This window comes from Nocardiopsis potens DSM 45234, from assembly GCF_000341105.1.
Taxonomy (GTDB): Bacteria; Actinomycetota; Actinomycetes; order Streptosporangiales; family Streptosporangiaceae; genus Nocardiopsis_A; species Nocardiopsis_A potens.
The window spans coordinates 1-25,803 of the sequence record NZ_ANBB01000050.1 but is presented as its reverse complement, the minus strand read 5'-3'; the positions used below and the strand labels follow the sequence as shown (position 1 = coordinate 25,803).

The following is a 25,803-nucleotide window of genomic DNA, read 5'->3' as shown; positions in this document are numbered from 1 at the left end:
GGCCGAGGCCCACCGCGAGGTCGCGGCTTGAGCGACGAGTGGACCCGGCACCACGACCCGCACACCACCACCGGGCTCCGTGTCGAGGAGACACCGGCCCCGTGCCCGCGAGGCGGCAGGATCCGGCCGCAGGAGAGCGCCTTCGCCCGGGTCCCCTCCGGGGAGAATACGGTCGTGATCATCGATACCGACATCGGCGGCGACCCCGACGACGCCATCGCCTTGGCCGTGGCGGCCCGGTGCGCACCCGCTCTGGAGCTGGTGACCACCTCCGACGAGACCGGTCCGGGGCCCCGCCGGCCCGGCCTGCGCGCGCGGTTCGCCCGGATCCTGCTGGACCGCCTCGGACGCCCCGATGTGCCCGTGGCCGCCGGAGCCGGCGGCGAGACCCGCTATGTCTGCGTCGAGGACCTCGTCCCCGCATCCGCACCGCCGCAGGGCGGCGATGTCATCGCGGCGGTGCGCGCCGTCGCCGCCACCCGGCCGGGACCGATCGACTGGGTGGGCCTGGGGCCCCTGACCAACCTCGCCCTCCTCCTGGCCGAGGCCCCCGAGCTGGCACCCCGGCTGCGCGTCACCCAGATGGGCGGCGCCCTGCGCTACCGCTCCCCCGAGCGGGCCGAGCACAACTTCCGCTTGGACGTCCCCGCCGTGCACGCGGTCTTCGCGGCCGTCGCCGACGGCAGGCTCGCCCCGCCCCGGTTCGTCACCTCGGAGATCACCTTCGTCCCAGACACGGAGATCGGGCCCGGCCACACCCTGCACCGCGCGCTCTCCGCCCCCGCCGCCCCCGCCTGGGCCTCCCTGCTCGCCGCCCACCTGGACGAGTGGTTCGCCCGCTTCTTCCCGGGCACCAGGCAGCACGACGCCCTCGCCCTCAGCGCTGCCCTGGACCTCCCGTTCGTCGCCTTCGCGCCCACGCCCCTGGCCGTCGACCCGATCGGACGCACCACCGCCGCCGACGGCGCGCCGGCCGTCCGGGTCAGCGCTTCGGCGGAGTACGGCGCCTTCATGTCCTGGCTGGAGGGGGTGCTGCTCCCCGGCCGGTCCTGCTCGGCCGGGGCCTGATCCGTCCTGCGCCGGGGCCGTGCGGGGCGCTCCGGCGGCGGTTCCGGGGTTCCGCGTCCGGCCGGTCCCGGGTGCGGGGGCCGGTCACTCCTCCTCGCCGCCGACGGGGCGGTGGAACTCGTGCACGACCTGGATCTCGCCGACGATGTGCGCGTTGAACTCGTCCAGCTCCTCGGCGGGGACCCACAGTTCGAGGATGGTCCGGCCGCCGGCCCGGCGGACCGGGTAGCGGGCCAGGAAGGCGGTGTCCACCTCGAACCGGGTCACGTAGCCGGCCCCGTCGTGGCGGACGTTCCAGTCGCGCGCGATCCGGACCGCGTAGTCCTCGTTCAGGACCGGGTAGAAGATCGGCTGCTCCGGCAGGCGCGGCGGCCAGGCCCTCCACTCCAGTCCGCGGACCAGCTCCAGCTCGGCGGGCCCGGTGGGGCGCCACAGGGTCGTCGTGTCCGCGCCGGCCATGGGTACCGCCTCCCGTCCGGGCCCGGGGCCCGCTCTCCGTCCGAGGCCCGGACGATAGCGGGGCCGGGGACCGGGCGGCCACCGCTTTTCCCGGCGCCGCGCCGCCCGGTCCCCGCAGGATCCGGCGCCGTGCCGCCCGGTCCCCGCAGGGCCCGGCTCAGCCGCGCCGCTTCAGGGTGCGGCGGTAGTCCTGGAACCGGGCCTTGGCGATCGCGGAGCGGTCCCGGGTGCGCAGCACGACGCCCTCCGGGCGGCCGCCCGCGCCGTCGTCCAGGGCCGCCCGGGTGCCGGGCAGGCGCTCGGCGAGGAACTCCTGCATCTCGGCGACGCCGGCGGGCAGCTCCGCCGCGTCGACCGAGCCCAGGATCGGGACCCGCTCGAAGCCCTCCTTCTCCGCGGCCGCGGCCAGCTCGTCCTCGGGCAGGAACGCCTGGCCGCCGTCCTCCCGCCAGGCCGAGATCCGGGGGCGCGGCAGGGAGAGCACGTCCGCGCCGACGCCGGCGACGTCGAAGAGGCGGTGGCCGACCGCCCGGCTCCCGGTGTACTCCTTGCTCGCCCCGGTGACCTTGCCGCCGTAGACCTCCAGGTAGTACACGCGCAGACCGGCCTCGGGCGGGGCGAGCCGGCCGGCCGGGCCGCGCAGCGCGTCGACGATGCCCAGCGCCGGGTTGCCGATCAGGTCGCCGCGCGCGTAGAGCAGCTCCTCCCGGCTGCCCAGGATGTAGTCGCCGCCGGGGAAGAGGATGATCCGCGCGTTCGTCCCGTCCACCTTCTCGCTCAGCACCACCTCGCCGGAGAAGGCGGCGGTCTCCTCCAGCAGCCCGCCGTTCTTCGGGTCGAGCACGTGGTAGGTGGGGATGCTCGGGTACTTGGTGGCGGAGTTGAGCGCGTCGAGGTCGACGGTCCGGGGGTCCACGGGTCTCTTCCTTCCGGCAGGGGGGCGGAGACCCCAGGGTGCCCGAAGCGCCGGACCGGGCGCACCCGTTTTTCACCGCGCCCGGCGGGCCGTAGGGTCGGGGCGCGGTCGGTGGCCGCGACGAGCGGAGGGGACCCATGGCGGCCGAGCGGATCTGGTTGGACGTGCCGTTCGCGGAGAAGGACGAGGCGAAGGCGCTCGGGGCGCGCTGGGACGCGCGGCGGCGGCGGTGGTACGCGCCGCGGCCGGACATGGCGGGGCTGGACCGGTGGGCGGCCGCCCCGGACGTGCCCGACCTGCTGCCCGGCGAGGACCGGTCGCTGGGCTCCGGTCTCTACGTCGACCTGGTCCCGAGCACCTGCTGGTTCACCAACGTCCGCTCGTGCGTGCCGCAGCGGGACTGGGAGCGGCTGCGCCGGATGGTCGTCGGCCGCGCCGGCCGCCGGTGCGAGGTCTGCGGCGCCGCCGCGGCCCCCGCCGAGCGGACCTGGCTGGAGGTGCACGAGCGGTGGACCTACGACCCCGCCTCCCGGGTGCAGGCGCTCAGGCGGCTGATCTGCCTGTGCACCCCGTGCCACACCGTCACCCACTTCGGCCTGGCCCAGGTCCGCGGCCGCGCCGCCGAGGCCCTGGCCCACCTGCGCGAGGTCACCGGGATGACCGACGCCCAGGCCCGGGAGCACGTCGACGACGCGTTCACGGTGTGGGAGGCCCGCTCGGCCCTGGCCTGGACGCTGGACCTGTCCATGCTGACCTCCGCCGGGGTGGAGGTCTCCCCGCCCCCGGAGGCCCTGGCCCGCGCCGAGGCCGCCCGCACCGAACTGGAGCACCGCCCGGGACCGTCCTGAACGGCGGCGCCGGACCGCCCGGCGTCAGCCGAAGATCTCGTCCGCGGAGGAGACCACGGCCGCACGGCCGCCCCAGGTGTCCAGCGTCTCGACATCAGTGCAGGACAGCACGCGCTCACGCACCTCGTCCCCGACCGCGATCCCGCGCGCGTCCGACACCTTCAGGATCATCTTCGCGATCCCCTCGGCGCGGCCCTTTTCCACGTAGCGCTCGGTGAACGGGGTGGTGAAGTCGTAGATCGCAGACGCCACGATCACCTCCAGCCGGTGTCGCGGTGCCTCTTCGAGGAGCACCATCACGAGTCGAGTATAGATTTCGGCGCGGGAGGGGTCGATCTTGTCGAGGCCCTCCATCATCACGTCGACCAGGTCGACGTCCTCGTCGGCGTGCAGCAGGGTGGACAGCACGCCCAGTTCAGGGGATTCGGCGAGGGCCTCCGGGTCGGTGACCACCGGTACCTCGGCGGGGCCGAGGACCAGGGGTTCCAGGGTGAACCCGGGGTGGCCGGTGGGGATCGCCCGCCGGGCCCAGGGCGCCGCGGACGGCCTCGGGCAGAGCACCACCAGCAGGACCGGGGCATCGATCCGGTGGCGGAGGTTGGCGATGTAGCAGGGCCGGCTCAACCGCTTGCCCGGGTCTTCTCCGCGCTGCACCTCGGCGATGATCCCGGCCACCGCGTCGGTCGGCTTCCCGTGGACCATCCGCTTCTTCGCCGGGTCCCGCAGCAGGACCACCGAGTCGGCGGTCAGCTCGGGCGGGTCGATGCGCCCTGTCCGGTTGCTCTCCAGGGTGGCCTGGGCGAAAGGGGGGAGCCGGACGCCGAAGCCGAGCTCCGCGAGTTCGGCGACCAGGCCCGGATCGTTCTGGAGCAGCTCGGTCATGAACTCGTGCTCGATCTTGAGCATGACCGGAAGATTACCGACGGCGATGAACATGCCACACCGAGTTTGCGATAAGTCCGCTTTTTTGTCCCCGCACGGTGGGTGCGCGGAGCCCTCGTGCGGGCGGGTGCGGCCGCGCTCCCCTCCTGTGCCCGCCCGCCGTCCGGGGCCGTGTGAGCCCGGTCTCGTCGGGCAACCCCGGCGGCCGTGTTAGCGTCTTTCCTGCTGCGGTGCCCGCACCGCATTCGTTGGGATCCGACCCGGAGGTGAGTTGATGGCCGCCCAGGAAGCCGCCGCGGCGCGCGGTGCCCGGACCGTCCTCACGTCCCGGATCCCGGTCTGACCTGAGCCTTCCGCTCGCGTCCCCGCCGGGCCCCTGAGGTCCTGCTCCGTTCACCGTCCCCGCACCCGAGGCGGGCGCGCACGCCCGGCCGACCGGGGCCGCGGGGGTCGGCGCACCGCCGTCCGGCGGCGACCCGTTTCCGCGCCCGCCCACGTCCGCCCCTGCTCAGCGCTTTCCGCGTGCACGGGCGGGGTGGCGGCCGCACGTCCCGAACCACGGAACGGAAGAGAACGGAAGACCACCCCATGAACGACGACACCATGATCGAGTGGGCCGCCCGCCCCGAGAACGACGGCGACGCCGGTGCGGTCCGCGCCGTCAACGCCGCGGCCTTCCCCACCGAGGAGGAGGCCGACCTGGTCGACGCGCTGCGCGCCGACCCCGAGGCGTGGATCGACGGCCTGTCCTTCGTCGCGGAGGCGCCGGACGGAACCGTCGCCGGATACGCCCTGCTCACCCGCTGCCGGGTGGACGGCGCCCCGGCGCTGGCCCTGGCGCCGTGCGCGGTCCTCCCCGCCTACCAGCGGAAGGGGGCGGGCTCCGCGGCGATCCGCGCCGCCCTGGAGGCGGCCCGCGCGATGGGCGAGAACCTGGTGCTGGTGCTCGGGCACGCCGACTACTACCCGAGGTTCGGGTTCACCCCGGCCTCCGGGTTCGGCGTCCGGCCGCCGTTCGAGGTCCCGGACGAGGCGATGATGGCCCTCTCCCTGGACCCGGGCCGCCCGGTGCCGACCGGCACCATCGCCTACCCGCCGGCCTTCGGCGTCTGATCCGGCCGCCCCCGGCGGGGCGGGGCCTTCGCGCCCCGTCCCCGCCGGGGGCGGTCCGCTCTGCGGCGGCCGGAGCCGGACCGCCGTGCAGCCGGTTCCGGCCACGGCACGGCCGGAACCGGTCGAAGAGCCCTTTTCCGGAACAGAACACCCCGGTGGACCGGCAGCATGGGAGGCCTTGCCCCCCATGTACGGAAGCGAAGGTGCCGGAGTGCGTCCCACCATCCCCGCGGCGGTCCTCCTCTCGGCCGGCCTGCTGGCCGCCGGGTGCGGCGGCGAACCGCCCCGGCCGGAGCCCGGAGAGGGCGCGGGGAGCGCGTCCCCCTCCCCCTCGGCCGAGGAGTCCCCCTCGCCCACCCCGACCGAAGAGGCGGCCGCGGCGGAGGAAGAGGAGCAGGAGGGGGTGCTCGGCTTCTGGTGGGCCGTGCAGAACTCCTCCGACAGCGCCGCGGTGGTCTCCATCCAGTTCGGCGAGGACGGCAAGGTCAGCATGATCGGCGACCCCGGCCTGGAGGGCGTGGAGGAGGGCCAGGCCCCGATCTGCGCCGGCGAGTCGGACGGCGACCCGGCCGCCGTCCCGGTCGACTTCACCGTGACCTGCTCGAACCTGGCGGACATGGGGGCGGGCAGCACCGACCACTCCGGGAGCGCCGACCTCACCTCCTACCGCGGCGACCCGCGGGTCGAAGTGACCTGGGACAGCGGCAACGTGGACGTCTTCGAGAAGTTGGAGGACGGCGAGGAGAGCCCCGGCTCCTGATTCCCCGGGGCGGCGGCCCCGCGAGCGGCCCGGGCGGGGCCGGCCGCGGAGCCGCCGCGCCCGGTCCCGCCCGCTCAGTCCCCGCCGCCTCCTCCGCCTCCGTCGCCCGCGCCGCCGTCGCCTCCGTCGCCGCCCCCTCCGTAGGAGCCGCCGTAGGATCCGCCGCCGCCCACCACCGCGCCTCCGGCGCCGAAGACGATGCCGAGCACGGTGAGGATGAAGACGCCCCAGGCGAACGCGAGCAGCACCCCCATGGTGGAGTCGGTGCCGCCGTCCTCCTCTCCGGGGCCGGGGATCTCGGCGTCGAGATCGCCCGGGGCGAGGGAGACGTCGACGCTCATCGCCTGGCCGGGGGCGACCCTCCACTGGCTGAAGAGCGCGCCGTCCCCGTCGCCGTGCTCCGCCGAGTCGCAGGGGCTCCTGGACCCCTGCGGGCCGGCGTAGCAGGCCGCCTCCTCGGGCTCCCCCGGGAGGGAGACGTCGACGGTGACCCCGCTGACCGGGACCGACCATTCGGTCCCGACCGCGTTGAAGAAGAGCCGGGGCCGGCCCTGGGAATCCTGCACCAGCAGGTTCCCGTAGACGTACTCGATGGTGAAGGAGCGGGTCCCGGTGAGCGGGGCGTCGGGGCCGCCGATGCGGATCACGGTCCGGCCGTCCTCCTCGGTGGTCTCCACCGGCCGCACGCCGCCGTCGTCGGAGACGCCGACGCGGCGCAGCCCCAGGTCCTGCTCCGGGGCGCCGTCGATGCTCGCGGTGTGCGGCAGGCGGCGGACGACCGGGGAGCCGTCGCCGCCGAAGTCGTAGGTGATCCGCTCGGTGACCCGGACGTCGCCGTCCCGCTCGACCAGGACTTCGGAGCGGAACGAGGTGATCGCGCGGCCGGCGGCCGGTCCGACCGCCTCCGGCTCCTCGACCGGCGCGAGCGCGGCGGCGGCGAACGCGACCGCGGTGATCAGGATGGCGGCGACCGCCGCGGCGGCGATCACCCGTCCGGCATTGAAGCGGGCGGCCCGGCGGCCGCCCCGTTCTTCGGGGGGCATGTCCACTCGGATGCTCCTACCCGCCCGGCGGTTGTGCCCGGCCGGCACCGGCCGAAGGGTTCACCGGCGGTTCACCGCACGGGGAGGCGGAAGGACACGGCCGCCCCGCACAGGACCCCGCTCACAGTGCGGTCACCTGCACGATGACGATCTCCTGAGTCGGCCGCCCCACCAGGAAGAGGAAGAAGCCGGGGCAGTCCCTCAAGTGGAGCGTCCGCAGCCCGCCCGAGCGGCCCTCTGGCTCTCCCACTTGTTCTGCGTCCGGGCCCAGCTCGGCCAATTCCGTGGCGACGCGTTCCACCTCTGCCAGGACACCGGGCGGAAGGCCGTCGGCGAGATCCGCGGGTTCGAAGGCGTACCCCCAGCTCGTCACCCGTTGATCTCCCGCTCCACTTCGGCCAGGAGCAGCGAGATCTCCTTGATCGCCGCGCGGTTCTTCACCGGGTCGGTCTCCTCTGCCACGGTTCGCTCCAGCCGGCGCAGGCGCTCGCGCCGCTTCGGGAAGCGGTGCAGGGCCGCGAACTGCGACCACTTGGCGTAGAAGACCAGCATCGGCCGCATGCTCGATGTTTTCACGGAGTCTGCCTTGGCCGCGGTCAGATCGCTGAGGAACTCCCCCAGCCGCGCGGGTTCGAGCGCAGCGACCGCCGCCCGCAGGGAGTCCGGGGTGGCCACGGGCTGCTCGATGAGTGGTTCTTCTGTGGCGTGTGCAGAGTTCAATGTCGAAGGTCCTCCCTCGGACACACGAGGTGCCCGCTTCTCCAGGAAAGGTTCCCGCGTCTCTGAACAGCCGGAACCATCCCCGCGTGTGCGGGGAGCGCCGTCCTCATTCTTACGCGAACTCTGCCGCCCGAGAAGGCGAACCACTTCCGCACCGGGTTCGCGGCCTGGTTCCTCTGCCGGATCCCGGGGGACGGTCTCGGGACGGAGCGGCCGGTGTGCCAGGCTTCCGGAAAGCGGCGAGGAGAACCGAGGCGGAGAGGACCGGGCATGGACGAGCAGGCGACCGGGCGGGCGGTTCGGGTGGAGGTCGGGGAGGGGGCCCGGGCCGGGGCGCGCAACGATGTGACCGACGTGGCGGGGATCCGCGTCGGCCACGCGCAGCGGGTCGGGGACGGGTACCGGACCGGGGTGACGGTGGTGCTGCCGCCCGCGGAGGGCGCGGTCGCCGGGGTGGACGTGCGCGGGGCGGCCCCCGGCACCCGGGAGACCGACCTGCTCGACCCGCGGAACATGGTGGAGCGGGTGCACGCGATCGTGCTCAGCGGCGGGTCGGCCTACGGGCTGGACGCGGCGGGCGGTGTCATGCACCGGCTGGCCGACGCCGGGGTGGGGCTGCCGGTCGGCGCGGAGGCGGGCGAGGTGGTGCCGATCGTGCCCTCGGCGGTCCTGTACGACCTGGGCCGGGGCGGCCGGTTCCGGGCCGTGCCCGACGCCGGACTGGGGGCGCTGGCCTGCGCCGACGCCGAGGACGGCGGGGCGGTCGTGCGCGGTTCGGTGGGGGCGGCCACCGGGGCCCTGGTGGGCGGCCTGGCCGGCGGGGTGGGCTCGGCGAGCCTGGTGCTGGCCGACGGCACCACGGTGGGGGCGGTGGCCGCGGTCAACGCGGCGGGCAGCGCGGTGGACCCGCGCACCGGCGCGCTGTACGGGGCGCACGACGGGCTGGACGGCGAGTTCCCGCTCTCGCTGCCGGACCGGGCGGAGCTGGAGGCGTGGGGCGGACCGGCCGCCCCGGGCGGGTTCAACACCACCATCGGGGTGGTCGCCACCGACCTGCGGCTGACCAAGGCGCAGGCGGCGAAGCTGGCCGGCGTCGCCCAGGACGGCCTGGCCCGCGCGGTGCGCCCGGCGCACACCATGGTCGACGGGGACACGGTGTTCGTCCTGTCCACCGGTGAGCGCGAGGGCGACCTGGCGGCGTTCCAGCGGCTCCTGTCCGCCACCGCGTCGGTGTTCGCCCGCACCATCGCCGACGGCGTCCTGCACGCCACCGGCCGCCCGGGGGCGCCGTCCTACCGGGACGTGCTCCCGTCGGCGGTCTCCCGGGACCGGTAGCCCCGCCAGGCGGACCCCGCCCCTTCCCGCCGGATCCGGGGACACTTCTCCCGGCGGCGCGGGTCCGGGTGGACCGCCGCCGGTCACCGGCCCCTTCGAAGCACGACGGGAGGTCCGATGCGGCCGATTCTCCGCGGCCTTTCGGCGGGCGCGCTCGCCTTCGCCGTCGCGGCCGCGGCCTCCGCCTGCTCCCCCGGCGAGATCGGGCGCGCCCTCACCGGGGACGACCCGAACGAGACGACCGACGTGAGCGGGATCGTCCTCGACTCGTCGGGGGAACCGGTGGCCGGTGTCTTCATCTCCCCGTCCTATCTGGGGGACGAGCCCATCCTGATCCAGGAGATCGGCCATTCCTCCGGCTCCGGCGGCCGGTGGACGGTCCCGCTGCAGCGGGGCCCGTGGGAGCTGCAGGGCATCAAGGACGGGAGGAGGACCGGGGTGGTGGGCGTCGTCGTGGACGAGGAGGACGTCGCGGACGGGACCGGCGTCGACGGCGTGGAACTGCGCTTCCCGTGACCGCCCCTGGGGACTCCGCCGCGGCGGCACCGGCCGCCGCCGGGTCCTCGGAGCACCGCTGCGCCGGACGGCCTCGGCCCCCGTTCAGCTGCGAAGTTAGACTCGTCCGACCGCGGTGGGCCCAGGGCGGCCCCCGCCGAGCTTTGCGAGGAGTGGCCTGTGCACGCGATGGCGGTGGCCGGCTGGTCGAGGCGGCACCCGCGCCTGGTCGACCTGGGAGTGGTGCTCGCGGTCTTCGCCGGGTCGGTCCTGGTCGAGCCGCCGCCGCTGCCCGATCCGCAAGGCTGGAACTTCTCCCGGCCGCTCGTTCCGGCCGAGGTGCCCCTGCTGGCGGCCGGCGCCGCGGCGCTGCTGCTGCGCCGCAGCCGGCCGGGGGCGGTATGGCTGGTCGTGGCCGTACTCGCCCTCGCCGACTCGCTCCTTCTCGGAGGGGGCACCTGGCGCCTGGCGCCCGCCCTCTTGGCCGCGCTGTACGCGTCGGCGTCCTTCGGCGACCGCCGGTGGGCCTTCGCCGCCGCGGTCGTGTCGTCGGCGGTCGTGCTGCCCGCGGCCATCGGGGGAGGCGGGTTCGAGGCGCTGGGCACGGTGGCCTACCTGAACGTCTCCTGGTGCGGTCTGGCCGTCGTCCTGGGGGACGCCGTGCGCGGCCACCGCGCCATGGCCGCCGCGGCCGTGGAACGCGCCGAGCAGGCGGAGGCGAACCGGGACGAGAAGGCGCGGCGGCTCGTCGCGGAGGAGCGGCTGCGCATCTCCCGCGAACTGCACGACTCCGTCGCCCACAAGATCGCCGTGGTCAGCGTCCAGGCCGGCGTGGCCGAGCACCTGGGCGAGGCCGACCCGGCGGCGGCCAGAGGCGCACTGGCGCAGGTCCGCGCGGCCTGCGGTGAGGCGCTGCAGGAGATGAACGGCATGGTGGGGCTGCTGCGCACCGAGGCGCACTCCTCCATCGACCCCCCGGCGCCGGGGGTCGCCGACATCCACCGGCTGGTGGCGGAGGTGCGCGCCGGCGGCACCCGCGTCGTCTGGCGGGAGTACGGCTCCGATCTGCGCGTTCCCGGCCATGTCGGGGTGCACGTCTACCGGATCGTTCAGGAGGCCCTGACCAACGCGGCCCGGCACGGGACGGGGGCCGTCTCGCTGACGACCGGGCAGGACACCGGCGGTCTGACCGTCGAGGTCTGCAACGACGTGCGCCGGGAGCCGCCGGCGGGGGAAGCGGGCGGAGGGCACGGCCTGACCGGCATGCGGGAGCGGGCGGCGCTCATCGGCGGCACCCTGTCGGCCGGGCCCGAGGCCGGCGGGCGGTTCGCGGTCCGGGTCGCCGTCCCGGCGGGGGAAGGCGGCCGGACATGACGATTCGCGTGCTCATCGCCGATGACCAGCCCCTGATCCGCGCGGGGTTCGCCGCCGTCATCGGCCCCGAGGCCGACATCGAGGTCGCCGGGGAGGCCGCGACGGGGGACGAGGCCGTGGACGCGGTGCGGCGCCTCGTACCCGACGTCGTGCTGATGGACATCCGGATGCCCGGGCTGGACGGCATCCGCGCGGCCGAGCGGATCACCGGCGACCCGGCATTGCACAGGGTGCGGGTGGTCATCCTGACGACCTTCGATGCGGAGGAGAACATGCTGGCCGGCCTGCGCGCCGGGGCGGTCGGCTTCCTCGGCAAGGACGTGGGGCCGCGCGGGCTGCTGGACGCGGTCCGCAGCGTGGCCGCGGGCGGGGCGCTGCTGTCCCCCCGGGCCACCCGCAGCCTGATCGAGCGCTACCTGGCCACTCCCATGGCGGCCTCGGCGGCCGCCTCGGACGGGAGGCTCTCCGCACTCACCGAGCGGGAGCGGGAGGTCGTCGCCCTTCTCGGCCAGGGGATGAGCACCGAGCAGATCGCCGAAACGCTCTTCATCTCGCCTTTCACCGCGAAGACGCACACCAACAGGGCGATGGGCAAGCTGGGCGCGCGCGACCGCGCCCACCTGGTGGTGATCGCCTATCAGGCCGGGCTGGTCCGCGCCGGCGACCCCGCACCGTAGCGGGGTCCGCGCCGAGGACGGCCGCCGCGGCGTACTGCGATCGCAGTAGGCGCCGGTCACCGCGCGCGGACGACGCGGATTCGGACCCCGCCGTCCGATGCTGTCGGCAGCGGTGACGCCTCCCCGGCCGCCGGACACGGGGCGCGGCGGGCGCATTCGGCCTCCTCTTTCTCCGTACGGGCGGGCGAACCCGCCGCGCAGGCCCCGGTCCGGTCCGCACCGGGCCCGGCGGCACCGCGGGAGGCGGGCTCCGCCGGTGTCGTCCGGAGGTGTGCCCGCATCCGCCGGAACAGCATTCTCCGCCCGCGAAACGATTGGGTGATCGTGAACCTCATGCCTTCCGTCCGCTCTCCGCGGCACCGCGGTCCCGGCGCGCTCCGCGCCGCGGTGGCCGGCGCGGCCGCCTGCACCGTCCTCCTGGCCACTGCGTGCGGCGGCGGATCCGCGAGCGGCCCCGGGGAGGCCGCCGCCCCGACCCCCGCGACGCCGCCCATGCTCACCTGCGACGACCAGGGGAGGCCCGACATGCCCGCGGGCGCTCCCCCGCAGCCGTCCACGGCCGCGGCCCCGCCCCCTCCGGCGACGCACGAGGACGTCGCCTACGCCGAGACCTCCCCCGCCCAGAAGCTCGACCTCTACCTGCCCCCGGACGCCTCCGGCGAGACGCCCCTGGTCATCGCCGTCCACGGGGGCGGCTTCATCGCGGGCGACAAGGACCAGTCCGCTGCGATGCTGGCCGGGCCGCTGCTCGACGAGGGGTACGCCGTGGCCACCGTCAACTACCGGCTGAGCTGCGAGGCCGAGTTCCCGGCCGGCGCTCAGGACGTCAAGGCGGCGGTCCGGTGGCTGCGGGCCAACGCCGATGCCTACCGCCTCGACCCCGACAGGTTCCTCTCCTGGGGCGAGTCCGCGGGCGGCTACATGTCCGCGCTGCTCGCGATCACCGGAGACCAGGAGACCGTGTTCGACGACGAGGGCCTCGGCAACGCCGGGGTGTCCAGCGCCGTGCAGGGCGCCGTCGCCTGGTACGGGATGTACGACTTCGCCGCGGCGGACCCGCAGTTCGCCGCCGACACCCCGGAGCAGTGCGAGGGCGGGCCGCTCGAGCACGATCTGGCGGACTCTCCCGAGGGCATCTGGCTCGGCGGCCGCCCGAGCACACTTCCGGACGAGGTGGAGCAGGCCGACCCCATGACCTACATCCCGACCGCGGACGGAATCCCGCCGGTCAGCATCGCCGCGGGCGACGCCGACTGCGTCGTTCCCCACCAGCAGTCGGAGGAGCTGCACAAGGCGCTCACCGATGCCGGGCACCCGGCCGACCTCACCGTCGTCGAGGGCGGCGGACACGGCCCGGGGGTCATCGAGGACCAGATGCCGGCCGCCCTCGAGTTCACCGCCGAGGTCTTCGAGCGGTGACTCCGGCCCGGACGGGCCGGGGCCGCTGCCGCGCCCCTCGGGCGGGCGGCGCCCGGCCTTGTCCCCCGTGCGAGCGACAGGCAGGTGTCCACTGCGCGGTGACGACCTCCGGGCGCCGGGTCCGTAGCGTTTTCCCCGGCCGCGGCGTCCGCCCTTCGGCGGGGGCGCCCTTCCGCTTCTCCGCCTCTCCGGCCGCGCCGTCCGCTTCCCCGGTCCTTCCCCGATCCGCTTCTCTTCCTGGAGGCAGCCATGTCCCGCACCACCCGGGCGACCGCTCTGACCGCGATCTGCTGCACCGTGGCCGGCCCGGTGCTCGCCGGATGCGGGGCGGTCTCCGACGATGTCGGCGCCGGCCTGGACGAGGTCAGGACCGACCTGGAGTCCGCCGCCGAAGAGGTGGCGACCGACGGGGAGCTGTTCACCGGGGAGAAGAGCCTCGACGTCGACGGCGCGTCCGTCAACGTCTCCTGCTCCGGCGCCCCGGCCGACGGGCGGCCGGTCGTGCTGCTGATGGCCGGCATGGGCGACGGCCTGGACACCATGGCCGACCTGCAGAAGACCCTGAGCGGAGAGGACCGGGTCTGCTCCTACGACCGGCCCGGCGAGGGGAAGAGCGACGCGCCGGACGGCCCGCAGAGCATCGCCGACGCCGGGGAGGTGCTGACCGCCGTCCTCGACGACGTCTCCCCCGACGGCCCCGCCGTCCTGGTCGGCCACTCGCTGGGCGGGCTGATCGCCGCCCGCTACGCCCCCGACCACCGGGACCGGGTCGCGGGCCTGGTGCTGCTGGACGCCACCTCGCCCACGATGATCGACGACATCACCGAGGTGATCCCCGAGTCGGCCACCGGCGAGGGCGCCGAGGTCCGCGCGCAGAACCTCGCGGTGTTCCAGGGCGAGAACCCGGAGAAGATCACCATCGAGAGCGACCCGGAGGTCCGCTCCGCCGGGGACATCCCGGTGCAGATCATCCAGCACGGCGTCCCCTACCTCGGCGAGATCCCCGAATACGGCGACGAGCTGGAGCGGGTCTGGGCCGAGGGCCAGGAGAAGTGGCGCGGGCTCTCCAGTGCCGGCGAGCTCAGCACCGCCGAGGAGAGCGGCCACTACATCCACACCGACCAGCCCGACGTCGCCGCCGAGGCCGTCCGGCGCGTCACCGACCAGGCCGCCGAGGGCTGACCCGCGCCCTTCCGGGGCCGCTCAGCCGGGGGCCGGCCCCGGCCGCTCCTCCGCGGCCCGCCGCCCGTCGAGCATGCCGAGGTACTCGTCGAGCCGCGCGGCCGCGCTCAGCATGGCGCGGCCGCGGCCGGTCAGCTTCCGCTGCCAGTCGGCCAGGGAGGCGGCCAGCGCGTCGGTGCCGCCCGCCGTGCGGATCTGCCGGACCACGGCGGAGATGTGGTCGAGCAGGTAGCCGCCGCGCCGCAGCAGGTGGGCGAGTTCGGCGTCGCGGACGTCGGCCGCGCGGAAGACGCGGAAGCCGGTGGCCGGGTCCCGCTCGGGGGCGAGGATCCCGGCCTCCTCCCAGCTGCGCAGGGTCGCCGCGGTGACGCCGAGCCGGTGGGCGAGTTCGCCGATGGTGCGGGGGCCCGGGCCGGCCGCCCGCCCCGGAGCGGGCCCGGGCTCCGGTGCCGCCGTCAGGTGGTCCAGCGCCCTGCGCACCGCGTCGAGGGTCTCCCGGTCGCGGAGGAGCAGGCCGTGCCCGCGGTCGAGGGCGGTCAGGGCGTCGTCCACCGCGCCGTCGTGCAGGGCCCGCATGACCAGGTTGGCGGTGGGGTAGCCGTGCGCCGGGACGAGGGCCAGGTAGGCGCGGAGCGCGGCCGCGTGCAGCTCGGTGTAGACCCGGTAGCCGCTGCGGGTGCGCTCGGCGGGCGGAAGGAAGCCGTCCCGCTCGTAGTTGCGGACCGCCTGGGCCGATATGCCGTGCCCGCGGGCGAGGTCGGAAGGTCGCAAGGTGATCCCCCGTTTGAGGCTTTGCAGCAGGAATGCTCGGCCAGGGCGGCGCAAGTCTCAACCGTTCTTTCAAGGATACGCTTGAGAGGCATGAACCAGGAAATCCAGGACCTGATCCCCGCCTCCCGCGGCCTGCTGGCACTCGGCGAGCCGACGCATCTGGAACCCTCCTTCGGCTGGGTCCGCAACGGGCTGTTCGCCCGGCTGGCCGGCCTCGGCTTCCGGTCGATCGCCATGGAGACCGACCGGGCGGCCGCGCTCGCCGTGGACGACCACGTCCGGGAGGGCGCCGGCGACCTCGACGCGGTGATGGCCGCGGGCTTCTCGCACGGCTTCGGGAAACTCGAGGCCAACCGGGCGCTGGTCGCCTGGATGCGCGAGTACAACCGGGACCGCCCGGCGGAGGAGCGGCTGTCCTTCCACGGCTTCGACGGCCCGATGGAGACCACCGAGGCGCCCAGCCCGCGGAGCCACCTCGAACACGCCCGCGACTACCTGGGGCTCGACCTCGACATCGCCGGCCTGATCGGCGGCGACGAGCGGTGGAGCCGCACCGAGGCGATCCTGGACCCGGCCGCCTCGCCCGGCGCGACGCCCGAGGCCGAGCGGCTGCGGGCGGTCGCCGACGACATGCTCGTCTCGCTCTACGCCCGCGCGCCGGAGCTGATCGCGGCGACGTCGCGCCCCGCGTGGCTCCGGGCCAGGACGCGGCTGACCGCCGGCCTGGACCTGCTCCGCTACCACAGGCAGGCGGCGCGCCGGCTCGACCTGGGCCCGCGGCTGAACCTCCTGGCGTCCACCCGGGACGCGCTCATGGCGCAGAACCTCCTCGACATCCGCACCGCCGAGGCGGAGCGCGGCCCGACCCTGGTCTTCGCGCACAACCTGCACCTGAAGCGGAGCCCGAGCGGCATGGCGATGGCCGGCGAGCGGCTCGCCTGGTCCGGCGCCGGCGCCATCGTCGCGTCCCTGACCGGTGAGGAGTACGTCTTCATCGCCTGCAGCCTGGGCCGCAGCGACACGATCGGGCTCGGCGACCCGGCGCCGGGCACCTTCGAGGCCCACCTGACCGGCACCGCCGAAACCGCCCCCTGGGTCCTGACCGGGCCGACCGCCCCGGACTCCGCCCGCACCCGCACCGACCAGGTCCAGGAGCAGGGCTACTTCCCCCTGGACCGGGAGATCCTGGACTCCGCCGACGCGGTCCTGCACATCCCCGACGGCCCGGCCGCCGCCGAGGCCGCCCGGGGCTGACCCGCCGGGCCCGCGCGGGCCGGGCCTTCGGGTCCGGCCCCGCGGGTCCCGCCTCAGCCTGCCCGGCGGACGCGGGCGCGGGTCATGCGGTAGCGGAAGAAGTCCAGCTCACCGGTGGTCTCCGGGGTCCGGAAGCCGATGCGCACGGCCCCCATGAACTCCCCGTTCTTCTCGAAGGAGCCCTCGGCCTCGGCGATGGCCTCTTCGGCCAGGGAGATGTTGATCAGGGACAGGTCGGCCCCCGGGCGCAGGCCTCCGGGCAGCGGCATCGGGCCGCCGGGCGGGGCGATGTCGATCTCGGCGACCTCCCCGGCGGCGATCCTGACCCGCAGCGGGCCTTTCTCAGGCGCCCAGTGCTCCCCCGCCGGCGGCGCGTCCCCGTCATCGCCGTCGCCGAGCAGGTCGGCGGCCTCGCCCGCGGGCATGCCGAGCATGACCGGCCCGTAGAAGCCCACGGACACCAGGTCCGCCATCGCGCGGACCGCCTTGGGGTAGTTCATGCGCTCGTGCGGGGGGACCGGGACGTTGACGAACTCCGTCAGCGCCGCCCCGCCGGGCGGGGGCACATAGGAGTTGGTGTCCCCGGAGGCGGGCCCCACCAGGTCCTCCCCGTCCCGCCAGAGGGACCCGCACTCGTAGCACGTCCACAGGCACTCGCCGGTGCGCTCCGCGCACGTCTTCCCGAGGTCGAGGTTTCCGCACTCGTTGCAGCGCTGCATCGGCTCCTCTCCGCCTCTCTACCGGTTCAGTCGCCCATCTTCTTCACCGGGAAGGCGGTGACGACCTCGTTGCCCTTCTCCACGACGATCTTGACGATCTCCTCCCCATCATCGCCGATCGCCTTGCCCATCGGGATCCAGTAGGTCGTCTTGCCGTTGTGGGTCGACTTCCTGACGTCCTTCTTCTTCCGCTTGCCCCAGGCGTCGTTGAGGGTCTGCAGCGCGTTCCCGTCCTGCTTGAACTTGGTGTGGGGCCGCCCGTTCTTCATCCGGTCGATCGCCTTGGGCGAGTTGTCCGAGCTGTGCTCCAGGACGTGCTGGAGAGCGTGCTGGTTCTGCCCCGTGTCGTTGTAGTAGCGGTCCCGGAAGATCAGGCCCTTCGGGGTCTGGAACGGCCGCCCCGGCCCGTTGAGCTCCTTGAGCTTGCAGTTGTGGACGAGCGCCGCACCGGAGCCGGTCCAGACGTAGTAGGTGTGGAAGTTCGCCACGCTCAGGTTGTTGACCTGCTGCGGGCGCTGCTCGGTGCTGGTGGAGGTCACCCACGACCGCTCCCCGCCGGGGCCGATCACCTCGTCGCCGGGGACGAGTTCGCGGGCCTCCTTCCAGCGCTGCTCGTCCTCGATCCAGAAGGGGTGGCCGCCGGTGGCGGTCAGGGCGCCGACCCCGGTGATCCCGCCGCTCCAGTCGCGGAAGCCGAGGGAGACGAGCTCCTTGTCGCCGTAGGAGCCGATGACCGCGGTCACCGGCTGGGGCGCTCGCTCCCCGGTGACCGGATCCTCCGACATCACCAGGTCGCCGACCTCGACCTGCGAGATGGCCTTGGTGCCGCCGTCGGCCATGAGGACCTCGGTGCACGGCAGGAAGCTGCTGATCTTGCAGGACGAGGTGACCTTCGAGACCAGCTCGTCCAGCTTGGCCTGCGCGGTGGACACGGCCCGCTCGGCCGCCTCCTTGGCCTTCTTGGCCTTGCGGAAGCGGTTCCACAGCTTGATGATCTTGGAGGCGTTCTTGACCAGCTTGGCGCCCTTGCCCCAGGGGGTGAAGCCGACGACGGTCCACAGGCAGGCCATGATGTCGCCCTCGGTGAGGCAGGCCTTGGCGTCGTTGTAGCCGATGATGTCGCCGACCAGGTTGATCAGCTCGTCGTAGACCTCGTCGTAGCCGGACTCCTCCAGGTCCTGCTCCGCCTGCGCGAGATCGGCCTCCGCGTCCGCGTAGTCCTGGGCCGCCACCGGGTCGTACTGGGCCAGGATCGCGTCGGCCGGGTTGACCCAGTCCTCGCCGTTCTCGCCGCCCTCGCCGGGGGAGGCGCTGGGGCCCGCGCTCGGCTCGGCGCCCTCCTCGCCCGGCGCCCCCTCGTCGGGGCCGCCGGGGTTCCCGGTCTCCTCTTCCCCGGGCGAGCCCTGGTCCGAGCCGCCGCCCTCGATCTCCTCGCAGCCCTCGTCGCCGGCGACCCGGCAGAGGCCGATGGCGTAGAGGCGCTGCACATCGGACGGCAGGCCGAACGCGAACACCGCGGTCACCAGGGTCGCGATCAGCAGCACCAGGGCCGCGTACTCGAGTTTGAACCCGCCGGCCTCGGCCCTCCACACCCAGCGCATCGCGCAGGCCCTCCTGATCGCATACCGGACACCGATGCTCCCGGTGGGGCCTGCCGAGCCGCTCGAACCCACAGGAGAGCAGTCGACCGTATCGAGGAAGGCGCCGGGCCCCATAGAGCCCTGGGGCCCAATTGCGCCCGGCCAGGGGCCTATGACCGGTTTCACTCGCCCGGTACACGCGCCGGACCTGCCCTTTCGGGAACAGGTGCGGGAGGAGCCCCGCCCGGCCGGATGCGGTCAGGGCCGCCCGGCCCCGCTCATCCGGGCTCTGCCTCGGTCCGCGCTCAGTCCTCGCGGTGGGGGCCGCGGTCGTACCGCTTGCCGATCGCATCGCGCTGGGCGCGGATGCCGCGCATGTCGACGTGGTCGCCGACATAGCTGTTGCCGCCCACGTACCCGATCTGCGTCAGGTTCTCGTGGCTGCCACCGGTGACCGTGTTCACGCTGCTGTAGGAGGGGCGCTCGCGCGGGGCGGCCTCGTCGATGATGGCCCGCAGCGCCTCGGCGGCCTCCGGGTCGTTCTTGAGCACCCGGCGCAGCCGGGCGGCCCACTCCTGCTCGACGTCCTCGGGCTCGGTCTCGCCCTCGTCGATCTCGGCGCGCACCTGCTCCAGCTCCTCGCCGACGGTGTCCTCCCCCTTGCCGAACAGGGCGGCGAAGCGGGGGCGCACCCCCTGCCACAGGTCGGTGAGCATGCTCTGCACGAGCACGCTCGCACCTTCCATCGCGAGCTGGGAGACGTCCATCCGGTTCCCCTTCCCCGTTCCTCGGGCGAGGCCGCCGCAGCGGTTTCGAGAATGAGGACAACCGTATCGGGGATGAGGAGAGCCGTCTGTCGGAAACCAGGCGCTCGACCGGCCCCGGGGAAACGCGTTCCGCCTCCCACCGGCGCCTCCGCCGGCGGCGGCCGGTTCCGGCCGCGGGCTCAGCCCGCCTGGGACTTCAGGGTGTAGATGAAGTCCTCTCCCAGTTCGCGGCGGATCCTCGCCGCGATGCTCCGGTCGCAGTCGCCGGAGCACTCGGCGACCATGTGGTGGTAGAGCTCGGCCGGGCCGCTCAGGACGACCGGGACGGCGCCCTCGTGCTCGGCCCACACCGCCGCGGCGTCCATCGCCCCGACGCCGGTCAGCACCCCGTAGAGCGAGCGCCAGGCGTCGACCTGCGTCCGCGGTTCGTAGAACCCGACCAGGACGCCGGTGGAGCCGTCGTCGGGCACGGATACGACCAGGGAGTGCCAGTGCGTCACGTCGCGACCTCATTCGGTAGGGGAAGCCGAATGGGGTGACCCTATCCGCATGTCCGCGCGGGCGCCCGCTTCTCGGCGGAACTGCCGCGCCGGGCCGTTCCGGTTCGAGGGGGTATGCCGGGCTCGCCGGCCCGGGGCGGCCCTGGGGAGGACCGGCCGCACCGGGCGGGGGACCTCCGCCGGCGGCGGGGCCGGGCGGCACTCCGCGGGCGGACGGCACCCTGCGGGCGGGGCTCCCGCAGTCGGCGGCCCCCGCGGGCGGGCCGTCGCGCGGCGGCGGCCGATGCTCCTCGCGGGCCGACCGCGTCCGCTCCGACCGGGGTCTTTCCATGGAGATCGAAAGACGTTGCCCCGTGCGCCCGCAGCGCGGGACGATCACCGTCCGGAGTCTCGACGGGCCGCGGCCCCGGGCTCCGCACCAAGGCGCCTCCGCCGTCCATCCCCATTTCGCACCTGCGTTCGGCGGAGGTCGACCGGGGAGGGGCGGGCCCGCGCGGGCCCGCTCCTCCCCGTCCCTCGGCACCGCCTCGGGCGCGGGAGCGGTGACCACCGAACAGGACAGATGTACACGCAGACCGTACCGCTGAGACGACCGGACCCGACCCGCATGGGCACCGTGATCGCGTCGGCCCTGGCCACCGTCGCTCCGGTCCTCGCCTTCCTGCTGATGGGCGTCCTCCCGTCCGAAGACGGCGACGGCACCGCGGCGCCGCCCGTCACCGAGCTGCGCCCCGCCGAACTGCCCGCATGGGCACTGGTCACGCTCGGCCTGGCCGCGGTCCTGCTGCTCGGCCTGCTCGGCTACGCCCTGTCCCGGCTCCCCCGCGCGCTGGCCCGCTGCGAGGCCGCCGTGGGGCCCGCCGGCATCGAGCTCGCCGAGCACCGCGCCTGGTGGCGGCCGGGCCGCCGGGCCCTCCTGCCGTGGGACTCGATCGCCCTGGTCATGCTCCGGTCCGCCTACGTCCCGAGGGGCAAAAGGACCGTCCCGGGCCAGGTGCTCGACGTCTTCCTGCACCGGCCGGCGGACGGGCTGCCGGACTACGCCGCCGGCCACGCCACGCCCCGGGAGGAGTCGGCGGACTTCGGCCGGGCGCTGCCGCCGTTCTTCGTCCGCTTGGGCTCCCCCTCTCCGCAGATGGCGGAGAGCGTCCGCCAGGTCGCCGGGCAGGTGGCGGCGTACCGTCCGGACCTGCTGCTCCACCCGGACCCGCGCACCGCCGCCGCGACGTCGCGGGTGGGCGGGGTGCAGGCCCGCCCGTTCCTCGTCGCGGTCCTCCTCTCGGCCGTGTGCGTCACCGCCTCCCTGCTGATCGCCGTCACGCTGGCGGCGGCGGGCTGACCCCGGGCGGCGGGGCGGGCGGAGCGGCCGCCCGCCCCGCCGCCCCGTTCAGCGGCCGCGCGGGCCGCCGGGGCCGCTCCGGCCCCTCTCGGCCCCGCCGCGCCTCCCGGGCAGGCGGCGCGTCCACCACCGCGTCCTCAGGTCGGAGACCTCGGCGGCCCAGGCGGGGGCGACCCAGCAGGCCAGCGCGCCGAAGAGCAGGGCGGAGGCGACCGCGCCGACCTCCGTCACCGGCCCCGGCCGCTCGAGGGCGCCCAGGGTGAACGGGATCTCGGGCGAATCCGGGTGGTAGGCGACGATGAGGGCGTCGCCCTCCAGGTAGGCCATGGCGTCGTCGCCGCGCAGCTCGGCGCCGGAGACCGGGCCGCGCCCCTCGGGTTCGTACTCCACGTACACCGTGACCGCGGGCGGGGCCGGCCCTCCGCCGCCCCGCTCCTCCCGGCCGATCACGACCGCTTCGGCGCGCCCGCTGTACTCCCAGGGGTGCTCCTCGGGGAAGTAGATCCTCTGGACGATCCACGCGTTGCCCGCCACGGCGCCGGCGACGACGGCCGCCGCGACCGCCCACGGCAGCACGACCAGCACGAGGAACGGGACGATGTTCTCCCGGGGCACGGCGGACTCCTGGCTCCTCCCGGGCGGCGCCCGGGGTCGGGGGGCGGGGCGTACCGCGTCCCTACCCGGAAGCGCGCCGGCCATCCGGCGCCCCGTCCCGGAAACGCCCCGGCCGCAGCCCCGGAGCCGCAGGGGATGTGCCGCAGTTCACAGGAAATGCAGAAGAAGCAGAAACAGCGGGCGCGATCAGGGTCTTTAAACGGAGATCGAAAATCGCAGCTGAACGGCGTCGTCCTTTTTTCGGAAGAGAGAAGCCGCAGGTCGCCGACGCCTCACCGAGACCCTTCACCGGCCGGACGGGACACCGGAACCGCCCCCGGAAGGTTTGCCGCCGCGATTGTCCACGGCTACCGTGAAGATCAACTTCCCAGGCGGTGAATTCTTCCGCACCCGTTCCGGGTTCCGACCCCGGAACGGAAACAGGGAAATGCCGCCGACCCAGGATCGCCGACGGCGGAGAACCGGAGAACGAAAAGGAAGGCCCCGAATGAAGCGCACCTTGAAAGGGATGACCGCGTTCATGCTGACCGCAGGGGCGCTGTCCGGCGCCCTGGTCGCGGCGTCGCCCGCGGGGGCCGCCGTGGTCCCGGCCGGCCCTCCGAACGACACGGTGGTGGTGGAGAAGGACATCGCCGAGTGGGCCTGCCTCTCCAAGATGAAGAGCTACAACACCTTTCAGAAGCGGTACAAATACTTCTGCGTCACCAGCAATCCCCCCAAGATGAACCTGATGCGGGTGTCCAGAGCGTGATCGATGCGCGGCCGGGCCCGGCGCGCGCCGGGCCCGGCCGCCCTCCCCGCACCGGGGGCGGCGCCGGGCGGCGTGCGATGCTGGGCGGCGTGCACAGCAGCCACATAAGCCCGGTCCTCGTCGGCCGCGACGCCGAACTGGCCGCCCTCCGCGACGCCCTGTCCCAGGCGGACGCCGGGGAGCCCCGCGCCCTCTTCGTCGGCGGTGAGGCCGGGGTCGGCAAGACCCGGCTGATCCGGGAGTTCCTCCACCGGGCCGCCGAGGGCGGGGCGGTCACCGCGCTCGGCGGCTGCATCGAGTCCGGCGCCGACGCCCTGCCGTACCACCCCGTCTCCACCGCCCTGCGCTCCCTGCACCGGCGGCTCGGCGCGGAGTTCCGCACCGCCGTCGACGGCCAGGAGGGCGAGCTGGCCCGGCTGCTGCCCGAGCTCGGCGAGATGGACCGAGGCCGCCCCGAGAGCGGCGACCGCGCCCGGCTCTTCGAGCTCACCGCCCGCCTCCTGGAGCGCCTCGCCGCGGACCGGCCCCTCGTCCTGGTCCTGGAGGACCTGCACTGGGCCGACCGCTCCACCCGCGACCTGCTCAGCTACCTGCTGCGCGCCCTCACCGGCGGCCGGCTGCTCATCGTCGCCACCTACCGCGCCGACGACCTGCACCGCCGCCACCCGCTGCGGCCCGCCCTCGCCGAGTACGAGCGGCTGCGCACCGTCGCCCGGCTCGAACTGCCCCGTTTCGACCGCGCCGAGGTCCGCCGCCAGCTCGCCGCGATCGGCGGCGAGGAGCCGCCCGCCCATCTGGTGGACCGGGTCTTCGAGCGCTCCGGGGGCAACGCGTTCTTCGTCGAGGAGCTGGCGTGCAGCATCCGCGAGGGCTCCCCGGGCGGCATCAGCGAGTCCCTGCGCGACCTGCTGCTGGTCCGGGCCGAGGCGCTGCCGGAGGAGGTGCAGCCCGTGGTGCGGGCCGCCGCCGCGGGCGGGTCGGAGGTGGAGTTCCGGCTGCTGGCCGCGGTCACCGGCCTCGCCGAGGACGACCTGATCGAGGCGCTGCGCACCGCCGTCACCGCCGCCGTCCTGCAGCCCTCCGACGAGGCCGAGTCGTTCCGCTTCCGGCACGCCCTGATGCGCGAGGCGGTCCTCGGCGACCTGCTGCCCGGCGAGCGCTCCCGGCTCAGCCGCCGCTACGCCGAGGCGCTGGAGGCCGACCCCTCGCCGGTGTGCGCCGAGGACCGGGCCGGGCGGCTGGCCCACTACTGGTACGGCGCCCGCGACCCGGCCCGGGCGCTGCCCGCGGTGGTCGGCGCGGCGGGCGCGGCGCGCGCCCGGCACGCGTTCGCCGAGCAGTACCACCTGCTGGAGCGGGCGGTGGAGCTGTGGGACGACGCCCCCGGAGAGGTGCGCCGCGGGGCGATGCGGCGGGCCGTCGCCGACGGCCTGTGCCCGGTCGCCTCCGCGGAGGCGCCCGGGGACTTCGCGGACCTGCTCGCCGCGCTCACCGTCGCCGCGCGCCTCACCGGGGAGCGGGAGCGGGCGCTGGCCCTCGCCAAGCGGGCGCTGCGCGAACTGGAGGGCTCCGGCGGGGACGCCCTCCGCGCGGCCTGGTTCTGGACCGAGCGGCACCGGCTGATGCTGGACCTCTCCCGCTCCGACGGCTGGGACGAGATCGCCCGCGCGCAGGAGCTGGTGCGGGACCTGCCGCCGTCCGCCGTGCACGCCGAGGTGATGACGCACGCGGCGCACTGGTACGTCGTGCACCGGCCGGGGCCGGCGGCGGTCGAGATCGCGGAGCGGGCGGTGGAGCTCTGCCGGGTGACCGGCGCCGAGGTCACCGGCCTCACCGCGCGGCACCTCCTGGCCTGGCTCACGATCCACGAGGGCGACGTGGAGGCCGGGCTCGAACAGGCCCGCGAGGTGTGCGACCGGGAGCCGGAGCCGGACAACGCCAACGTCCTCCTGCGCGGCCACGGCAACCTGGCCGAGGCGCTGCACGGCCTCGGCCGCTACGCCGAGGCCGTCGAGACCGCGGAGAAGGGCGGCCGGCTGGCCGAGCGGCACGGGCTGCCGGACACCGCCTCGTTCATCGACGGCAACCTCGCCGAGTCCCTGTTCCAGCTCGGCCGCTGGGACGACGCCCGCGCGGCGCTGGAGCGGGCCGAGGGCCGGCGCGGGACGAGCGCCCGCATCCGGGGGCACATCGCGGAGCAGCGGGCCGAGCTGGCCCTGGCCCGCGGCGAGCACGACGAGGCCCGGCGGTGGCTGAAGGAGTCCGACACCTCCACCACCGGCCCGTACCCGGAGCCGCAGCACACCCTGCCCCAGGCCCGGATCGGCATCGCGCTGGCCTCCGCCGACGGCCGGATCCTGGACGCCCGGTCGCTGCTGGAGGCGGCGGTCGGCGGGGCCGTCGCCCCCGGCCACCAGCGCTACGGCTGGCCGCTGCTGTACGAGGCCGCGGCGGCGGAGGCCCGGGCCGCCGGGCTCCCGGCGGCCGAACCGGGGCGCGCGGCGGCGGTGCAGCGGATCCGCGCCGCGATGGCGGAACTCCCCCGGTTCGCGCCCGTATGGGCCGCACAGGCCCTGATGGCCGAGGCCGAGCTGCGCACCGCCGAGGGCCGGGACGCCGCCGGGCAGTGGGCGGAGGCGGTCGCCGCCGCCGAACCGCTGGAGTCCCCGATGCTCCCGGCCGTCGCCCGGTTCCGGCTGGCGGAGGCGCTGCTCTCCCGGGACGCCGCCGGTTCCCGCGAAGAGGCCGGCGAGCTGCTGCGGCAGGCCGCCTCGGCGGCGCACGAGCTGGGCGCGGCGCCGCTCGAAACGGAGATCACGGCGCTGGCCGCCCGCGCCCGCATCCCGCTGCGGCGGGCCGGCGGGCAGGAGGCCCCGCCGCCGGACCCGGCCGCGGCGCTGGGGCTGACCGCCCGGGAGCGGGACGTGCTGCGCCTGGTCGCCGCCGGGCGGAGCAACCGGCAGATCGCGGAGGAGCTGTTCATCTCGCCGAAGACGGCCAGCGTGCACGTCTCCAACATCCTGTCCAAGCTGGGCGCCGCGAACCGGGGCGAGGCCGCCGCCATCGCGCACCGCCTGGGCGCCTCCTGACCCCTGCCCGGGGCCCGGGGCGCCCCGTTCCCTCCGATGATCTTGACGTTGCGGCCCTATCAGAGCGGCGGTTTCTAGGGGTCGTCGCAACACCGGGTTGGTTCGTTCAGGCCGTGAGCAGTTTATG

General features: G+C 75.0%; 26 protein-coding genes. 14 read left to right on the top strand and 12 right to left on the bottom strand.

Features of this window, described 5'->3' with window-relative positions; genetic code table 11:
- Window positions 1-27: 27 nt before the first annotated feature.
- On the top strand, window positions 28-1,068 hold the full coding sequence (locus tag D459_RS0120710; protein WP_017594919.1) for a nucleoside hydrolase: 1,041 nt from the start codon (window positions 28-30) through the stop codon (window positions 1,066-1,068).
- Window positions 1,069-1,152: 84 nt separating this feature from the next.
- On the opposite strand, the gene D459_RS0120705 is transcribed toward D459_RS0120710, so the two are convergent.
- Window positions 1,153-1,527: a hypothetical protein gene (locus D459_RS0120705; RefSeq protein WP_017594918.1), complete on the bottom strand. Its 375-nt coding sequence runs from the start codon at window positions 1,525-1,527 to the stop codon at window positions 1,153-1,155.
- Window positions 1,528-1,684: 157 nt separating this feature from the next.
- Window positions 1,685-2,443 carry an RNA ligase family protein gene (locus D459_RS0120700; RefSeq protein ID WP_017594917.1) on the bottom strand — a complete coding sequence of 253 codons (759 nt, stop codon included), beginning with the start codon at window positions 2,441-2,443 and terminating at the stop codon, window positions 1,685-1,687.
- Window positions 2,444-2,580: 137 nt separating this feature from the next.
- On the opposite strand from D459_RS0120700, the gene D459_RS0120695 reads away from it, so the two are divergent.
- Window positions 2,581-3,291 carry a DUF5710 domain-containing protein gene (locus tag D459_RS0120695; RefSeq protein ID WP_017594916.1) on the top strand — a complete coding sequence of 237 codons (711 nt, stop codon included), beginning with the start codon at window positions 2,581-2,583 and terminating at the stop codon, window positions 3,289-3,291.
- 24 nt (window positions 3,292-3,315) lie between these two features.
- Here D459_RS0120695 and D459_RS0120690 read toward each other — a convergent pair whose 3' ends face one another.
- Window positions 3,316-4,197 carry a hypothetical protein gene (locus tag D459_RS0120690; RefSeq protein WP_040710698.1) on the bottom strand — a complete coding sequence of 294 codons (882 nt, stop codon included), beginning with the start codon at window positions 4,195-4,197 and terminating at the stop codon, window positions 3,316-3,318.
- Between the two features lie 564 nt (window positions 4,198-4,761).
- Between D459_RS0120690 and D459_RS0120685 the strand changes: the two genes are divergently transcribed.
- The gene (locus D459_RS0120685) at window positions 4,762-5,286 is read left to right on the top strand and encodes a GNAT family N-acetyltransferase (RefSeq protein ID WP_017594914.1); all 525 of its coding nucleotides are present in this window, start codon (window positions 4,762-4,764) and stop codon (window positions 5,284-5,286) included.
- A gap of 211 nt (window positions 5,287-5,497) precedes the next feature.
- Entirely contained in the window at window positions 5,498-6,046 is a 549-nt protein-coding gene (locus tag D459_RS0120680) for a hypothetical protein (protein WP_017594913.1), read from the top strand.
- A gap of 74 nt (window positions 6,047-6,120) precedes the next feature.
- Here the strand turns inward: D459_RS0120680 and D459_RS0120675 are convergent, their stop codons facing one another.
- The 3 genes from D459_RS0120675 to D459_RS0120665 form a co-directional block, all read right to left on the bottom strand.
- Window positions 6,121-7,089 carry a DUF2207 domain-containing protein gene (locus D459_RS0120675; protein WP_026120603.1) on the bottom strand — a complete coding sequence of 323 codons (969 nt, stop codon included), beginning with the start codon at window positions 7,087-7,089 and terminating at the stop codon, window positions 6,121-6,123.
- Window positions 7,090-7,210: 121 nt separating this feature from the next.
- On the bottom strand, window positions 7,211-7,339 hold the full coding sequence (locus tag D459_RS37400) for a hypothetical protein (protein ID WP_275041858.1): 129 nt from the start codon (window positions 7,337-7,339) through the stop codon (window positions 7,211-7,213).
- Between the two features lie 119 nt (window positions 7,340-7,458).
- Entirely contained in the window at window positions 7,459-7,809 is a 351-nt protein-coding gene (locus D459_RS0120665) for a hypothetical protein (RefSeq protein WP_040710674.1), read from the bottom strand.
- Between the two features lie 270 nt (window positions 7,810-8,079).
- On the opposite strand from D459_RS0120665, the gene D459_RS0120660 reads away from it, so the two are divergent.
- The 6 genes from D459_RS0120660 to D459_RS0120635 all read left to right on the top strand — a co-directional run bounded on the left by D459_RS0120660 (window position 8,080) and on the right by D459_RS0120635 (window position 14,291).
- Entirely contained in the window at window positions 8,080-9,144 is a 1,065-nt protein-coding gene (locus D459_RS0120660) for a P1 family peptidase (RefSeq protein WP_017594909.1), read from the top strand.
- Window positions 9,145-9,261: 117 nt separating this feature from the next.
- Window positions 9,262-9,660, top strand: coding sequence for a hypothetical protein (locus tag D459_RS0120655; protein WP_017594908.1), 399 nt, complete (start codon window positions 9,262-9,264; stop codon window positions 9,658-9,660).
- Window positions 9,661-9,828: 168 nt separating this feature from the next.
- A complete protein-coding gene (locus tag D459_RS0120650; RefSeq protein ID WP_040710694.1) occupies window positions 9,829-11,013 on the top strand; it encodes a sensor histidine kinase in 1,185 nt (394 codons plus the stop codon).
- On the top strand, window positions 11,010-11,690 hold the full coding sequence (locus tag D459_RS0120645; protein WP_026120600.1) for a response regulator transcription factor: 681 nt from the start codon (window positions 11,010-11,012) through the stop codon (window positions 11,688-11,690). Before D459_RS0120650 ends, D459_RS0120645 begins: the two co-directional genes overlap by 4 nt.
- A gap of 333 nt (window positions 11,691-12,023) precedes the next feature.
- Window positions 12,024-13,109 (top strand): alpha/beta hydrolase, encoded by a 1,086-nt coding sequence (locus D459_RS32290; protein ID WP_152523061.1) that lies wholly within the window; start codon window positions 12,024-12,026, stop codon window positions 13,107-13,109.
- Window positions 13,110-13,358: 249 nt separating this feature from the next.
- Window positions 13,359-14,291, top strand: coding sequence for an alpha/beta fold hydrolase (locus D459_RS0120635; protein ID WP_017594904.1), 933 nt, complete (start codon window positions 13,359-13,361; stop codon window positions 14,289-14,291).
- A gap of 21 nt (window positions 14,292-14,312) precedes the next feature.
- Here the strand turns inward: D459_RS0120635 and D459_RS0120630 are convergent, their stop codons facing one another.
- Window positions 14,313-15,062 carry a TioE family transcriptional regulator gene (locus tag D459_RS0120630; protein WP_017594903.1) on the bottom strand — a complete coding sequence of 250 codons (750 nt, stop codon included), beginning with the start codon at window positions 15,060-15,062 and terminating at the stop codon, window positions 14,313-14,315.
- 90 nt (window positions 15,063-15,152) lie between these two features.
- Here D459_RS0120630 and D459_RS0120625 point away from each other — a divergent pair, with 90 nt between their 5' ends.
- Window positions 15,153-16,316, top strand: a complete 1,164-nt coding sequence (locus D459_RS0120625; protein ID WP_017594902.1) for an erythromycin esterase family protein — start codon at window positions 15,153-15,155, stop codon at window positions 16,314-16,316.
- 53 nt (window positions 16,317-16,369) lie between these two features.
- Here the strand turns inward: D459_RS0120625 and D459_RS0120620 are convergent, their stop codons facing one another.
- The 4 genes from D459_RS0120620 to D459_RS35100 form a co-directional block, all read right to left on the bottom strand.
- Window positions 16,370-17,035, bottom strand: coding sequence for a hypothetical protein (locus D459_RS0120620; protein WP_017594901.1), 666 nt, complete (start codon window positions 17,033-17,035; stop codon window positions 16,370-16,372).
- 26 nt (window positions 17,036-17,061) lie between these two features.
- Window positions 17,062-18,636, bottom strand: coding sequence for a polymorphic toxin-type HINT domain-containing protein (locus tag D459_RS0120615; protein WP_026120599.1), 1,575 nt, complete (start codon window positions 18,634-18,636; stop codon window positions 17,062-17,064).
- A 284-nt stretch (window positions 18,637-18,920) separates the two neighbouring features.
- A complete protein-coding gene (locus tag D459_RS35105) occupies window positions 18,921-19,382 on the bottom strand; it encodes a hypothetical protein (RefSeq protein ID WP_017594900.1) in 462 nt (153 codons plus the stop codon).
- Window positions 19,383-19,561: 179 nt separating this feature from the next.
- Window positions 19,562-19,882 carry a hypothetical protein gene (locus tag D459_RS35100; RefSeq protein ID WP_017594899.1) on the bottom strand — a complete coding sequence of 107 codons (321 nt, stop codon included), beginning with the start codon at window positions 19,880-19,882 and terminating at the stop codon, window positions 19,562-19,564.
- A 562-nt stretch (window positions 19,883-20,444) separates the two neighbouring features.
- On the opposite strand from D459_RS35100, the gene D459_RS32280 reads away from it, so the two are divergent.
- A complete protein-coding gene (locus D459_RS32280) occupies window positions 20,445-21,221 on the top strand; it encodes a hypothetical protein (RefSeq protein ID WP_152523060.1) in 777 nt (258 codons plus the stop codon).
- 48 nt (window positions 21,222-21,269) lie between these two features.
- On the opposite strand, the gene D459_RS0120595 is transcribed toward D459_RS32280, so the two are convergent.
- The gene (locus D459_RS0120595; protein WP_017594897.1) at window positions 21,270-21,836 is read right to left on the bottom strand and encodes a hypothetical protein; all 567 of its coding nucleotides are present in this window, start codon (window positions 21,834-21,836) and stop codon (window positions 21,270-21,272) included.
- A gap of 487 nt (window positions 21,837-22,323) precedes the next feature.
- Between D459_RS0120595 and D459_RS35095 the strand changes: the two genes are divergently transcribed.
- Window positions 22,324-22,587, top strand: coding sequence for a hypothetical protein (locus tag D459_RS35095; RefSeq protein ID WP_026120598.1), 264 nt, complete (start codon window positions 22,324-22,326; stop codon window positions 22,585-22,587).
- Between the two features lie 89 nt (window positions 22,588-22,676).
- The gene (locus D459_RS0120585) at window positions 22,677-25,676 is read left to right on the top strand and encodes a helix-turn-helix transcriptional regulator (RefSeq protein ID WP_206540788.1); all 3,000 of its coding nucleotides are present in this window, start codon (window positions 22,677-22,679) and stop codon (window positions 25,674-25,676) included.
- The last annotated feature ends 127 nt before the right edge of the window (window positions 25,677-25,803 follow it).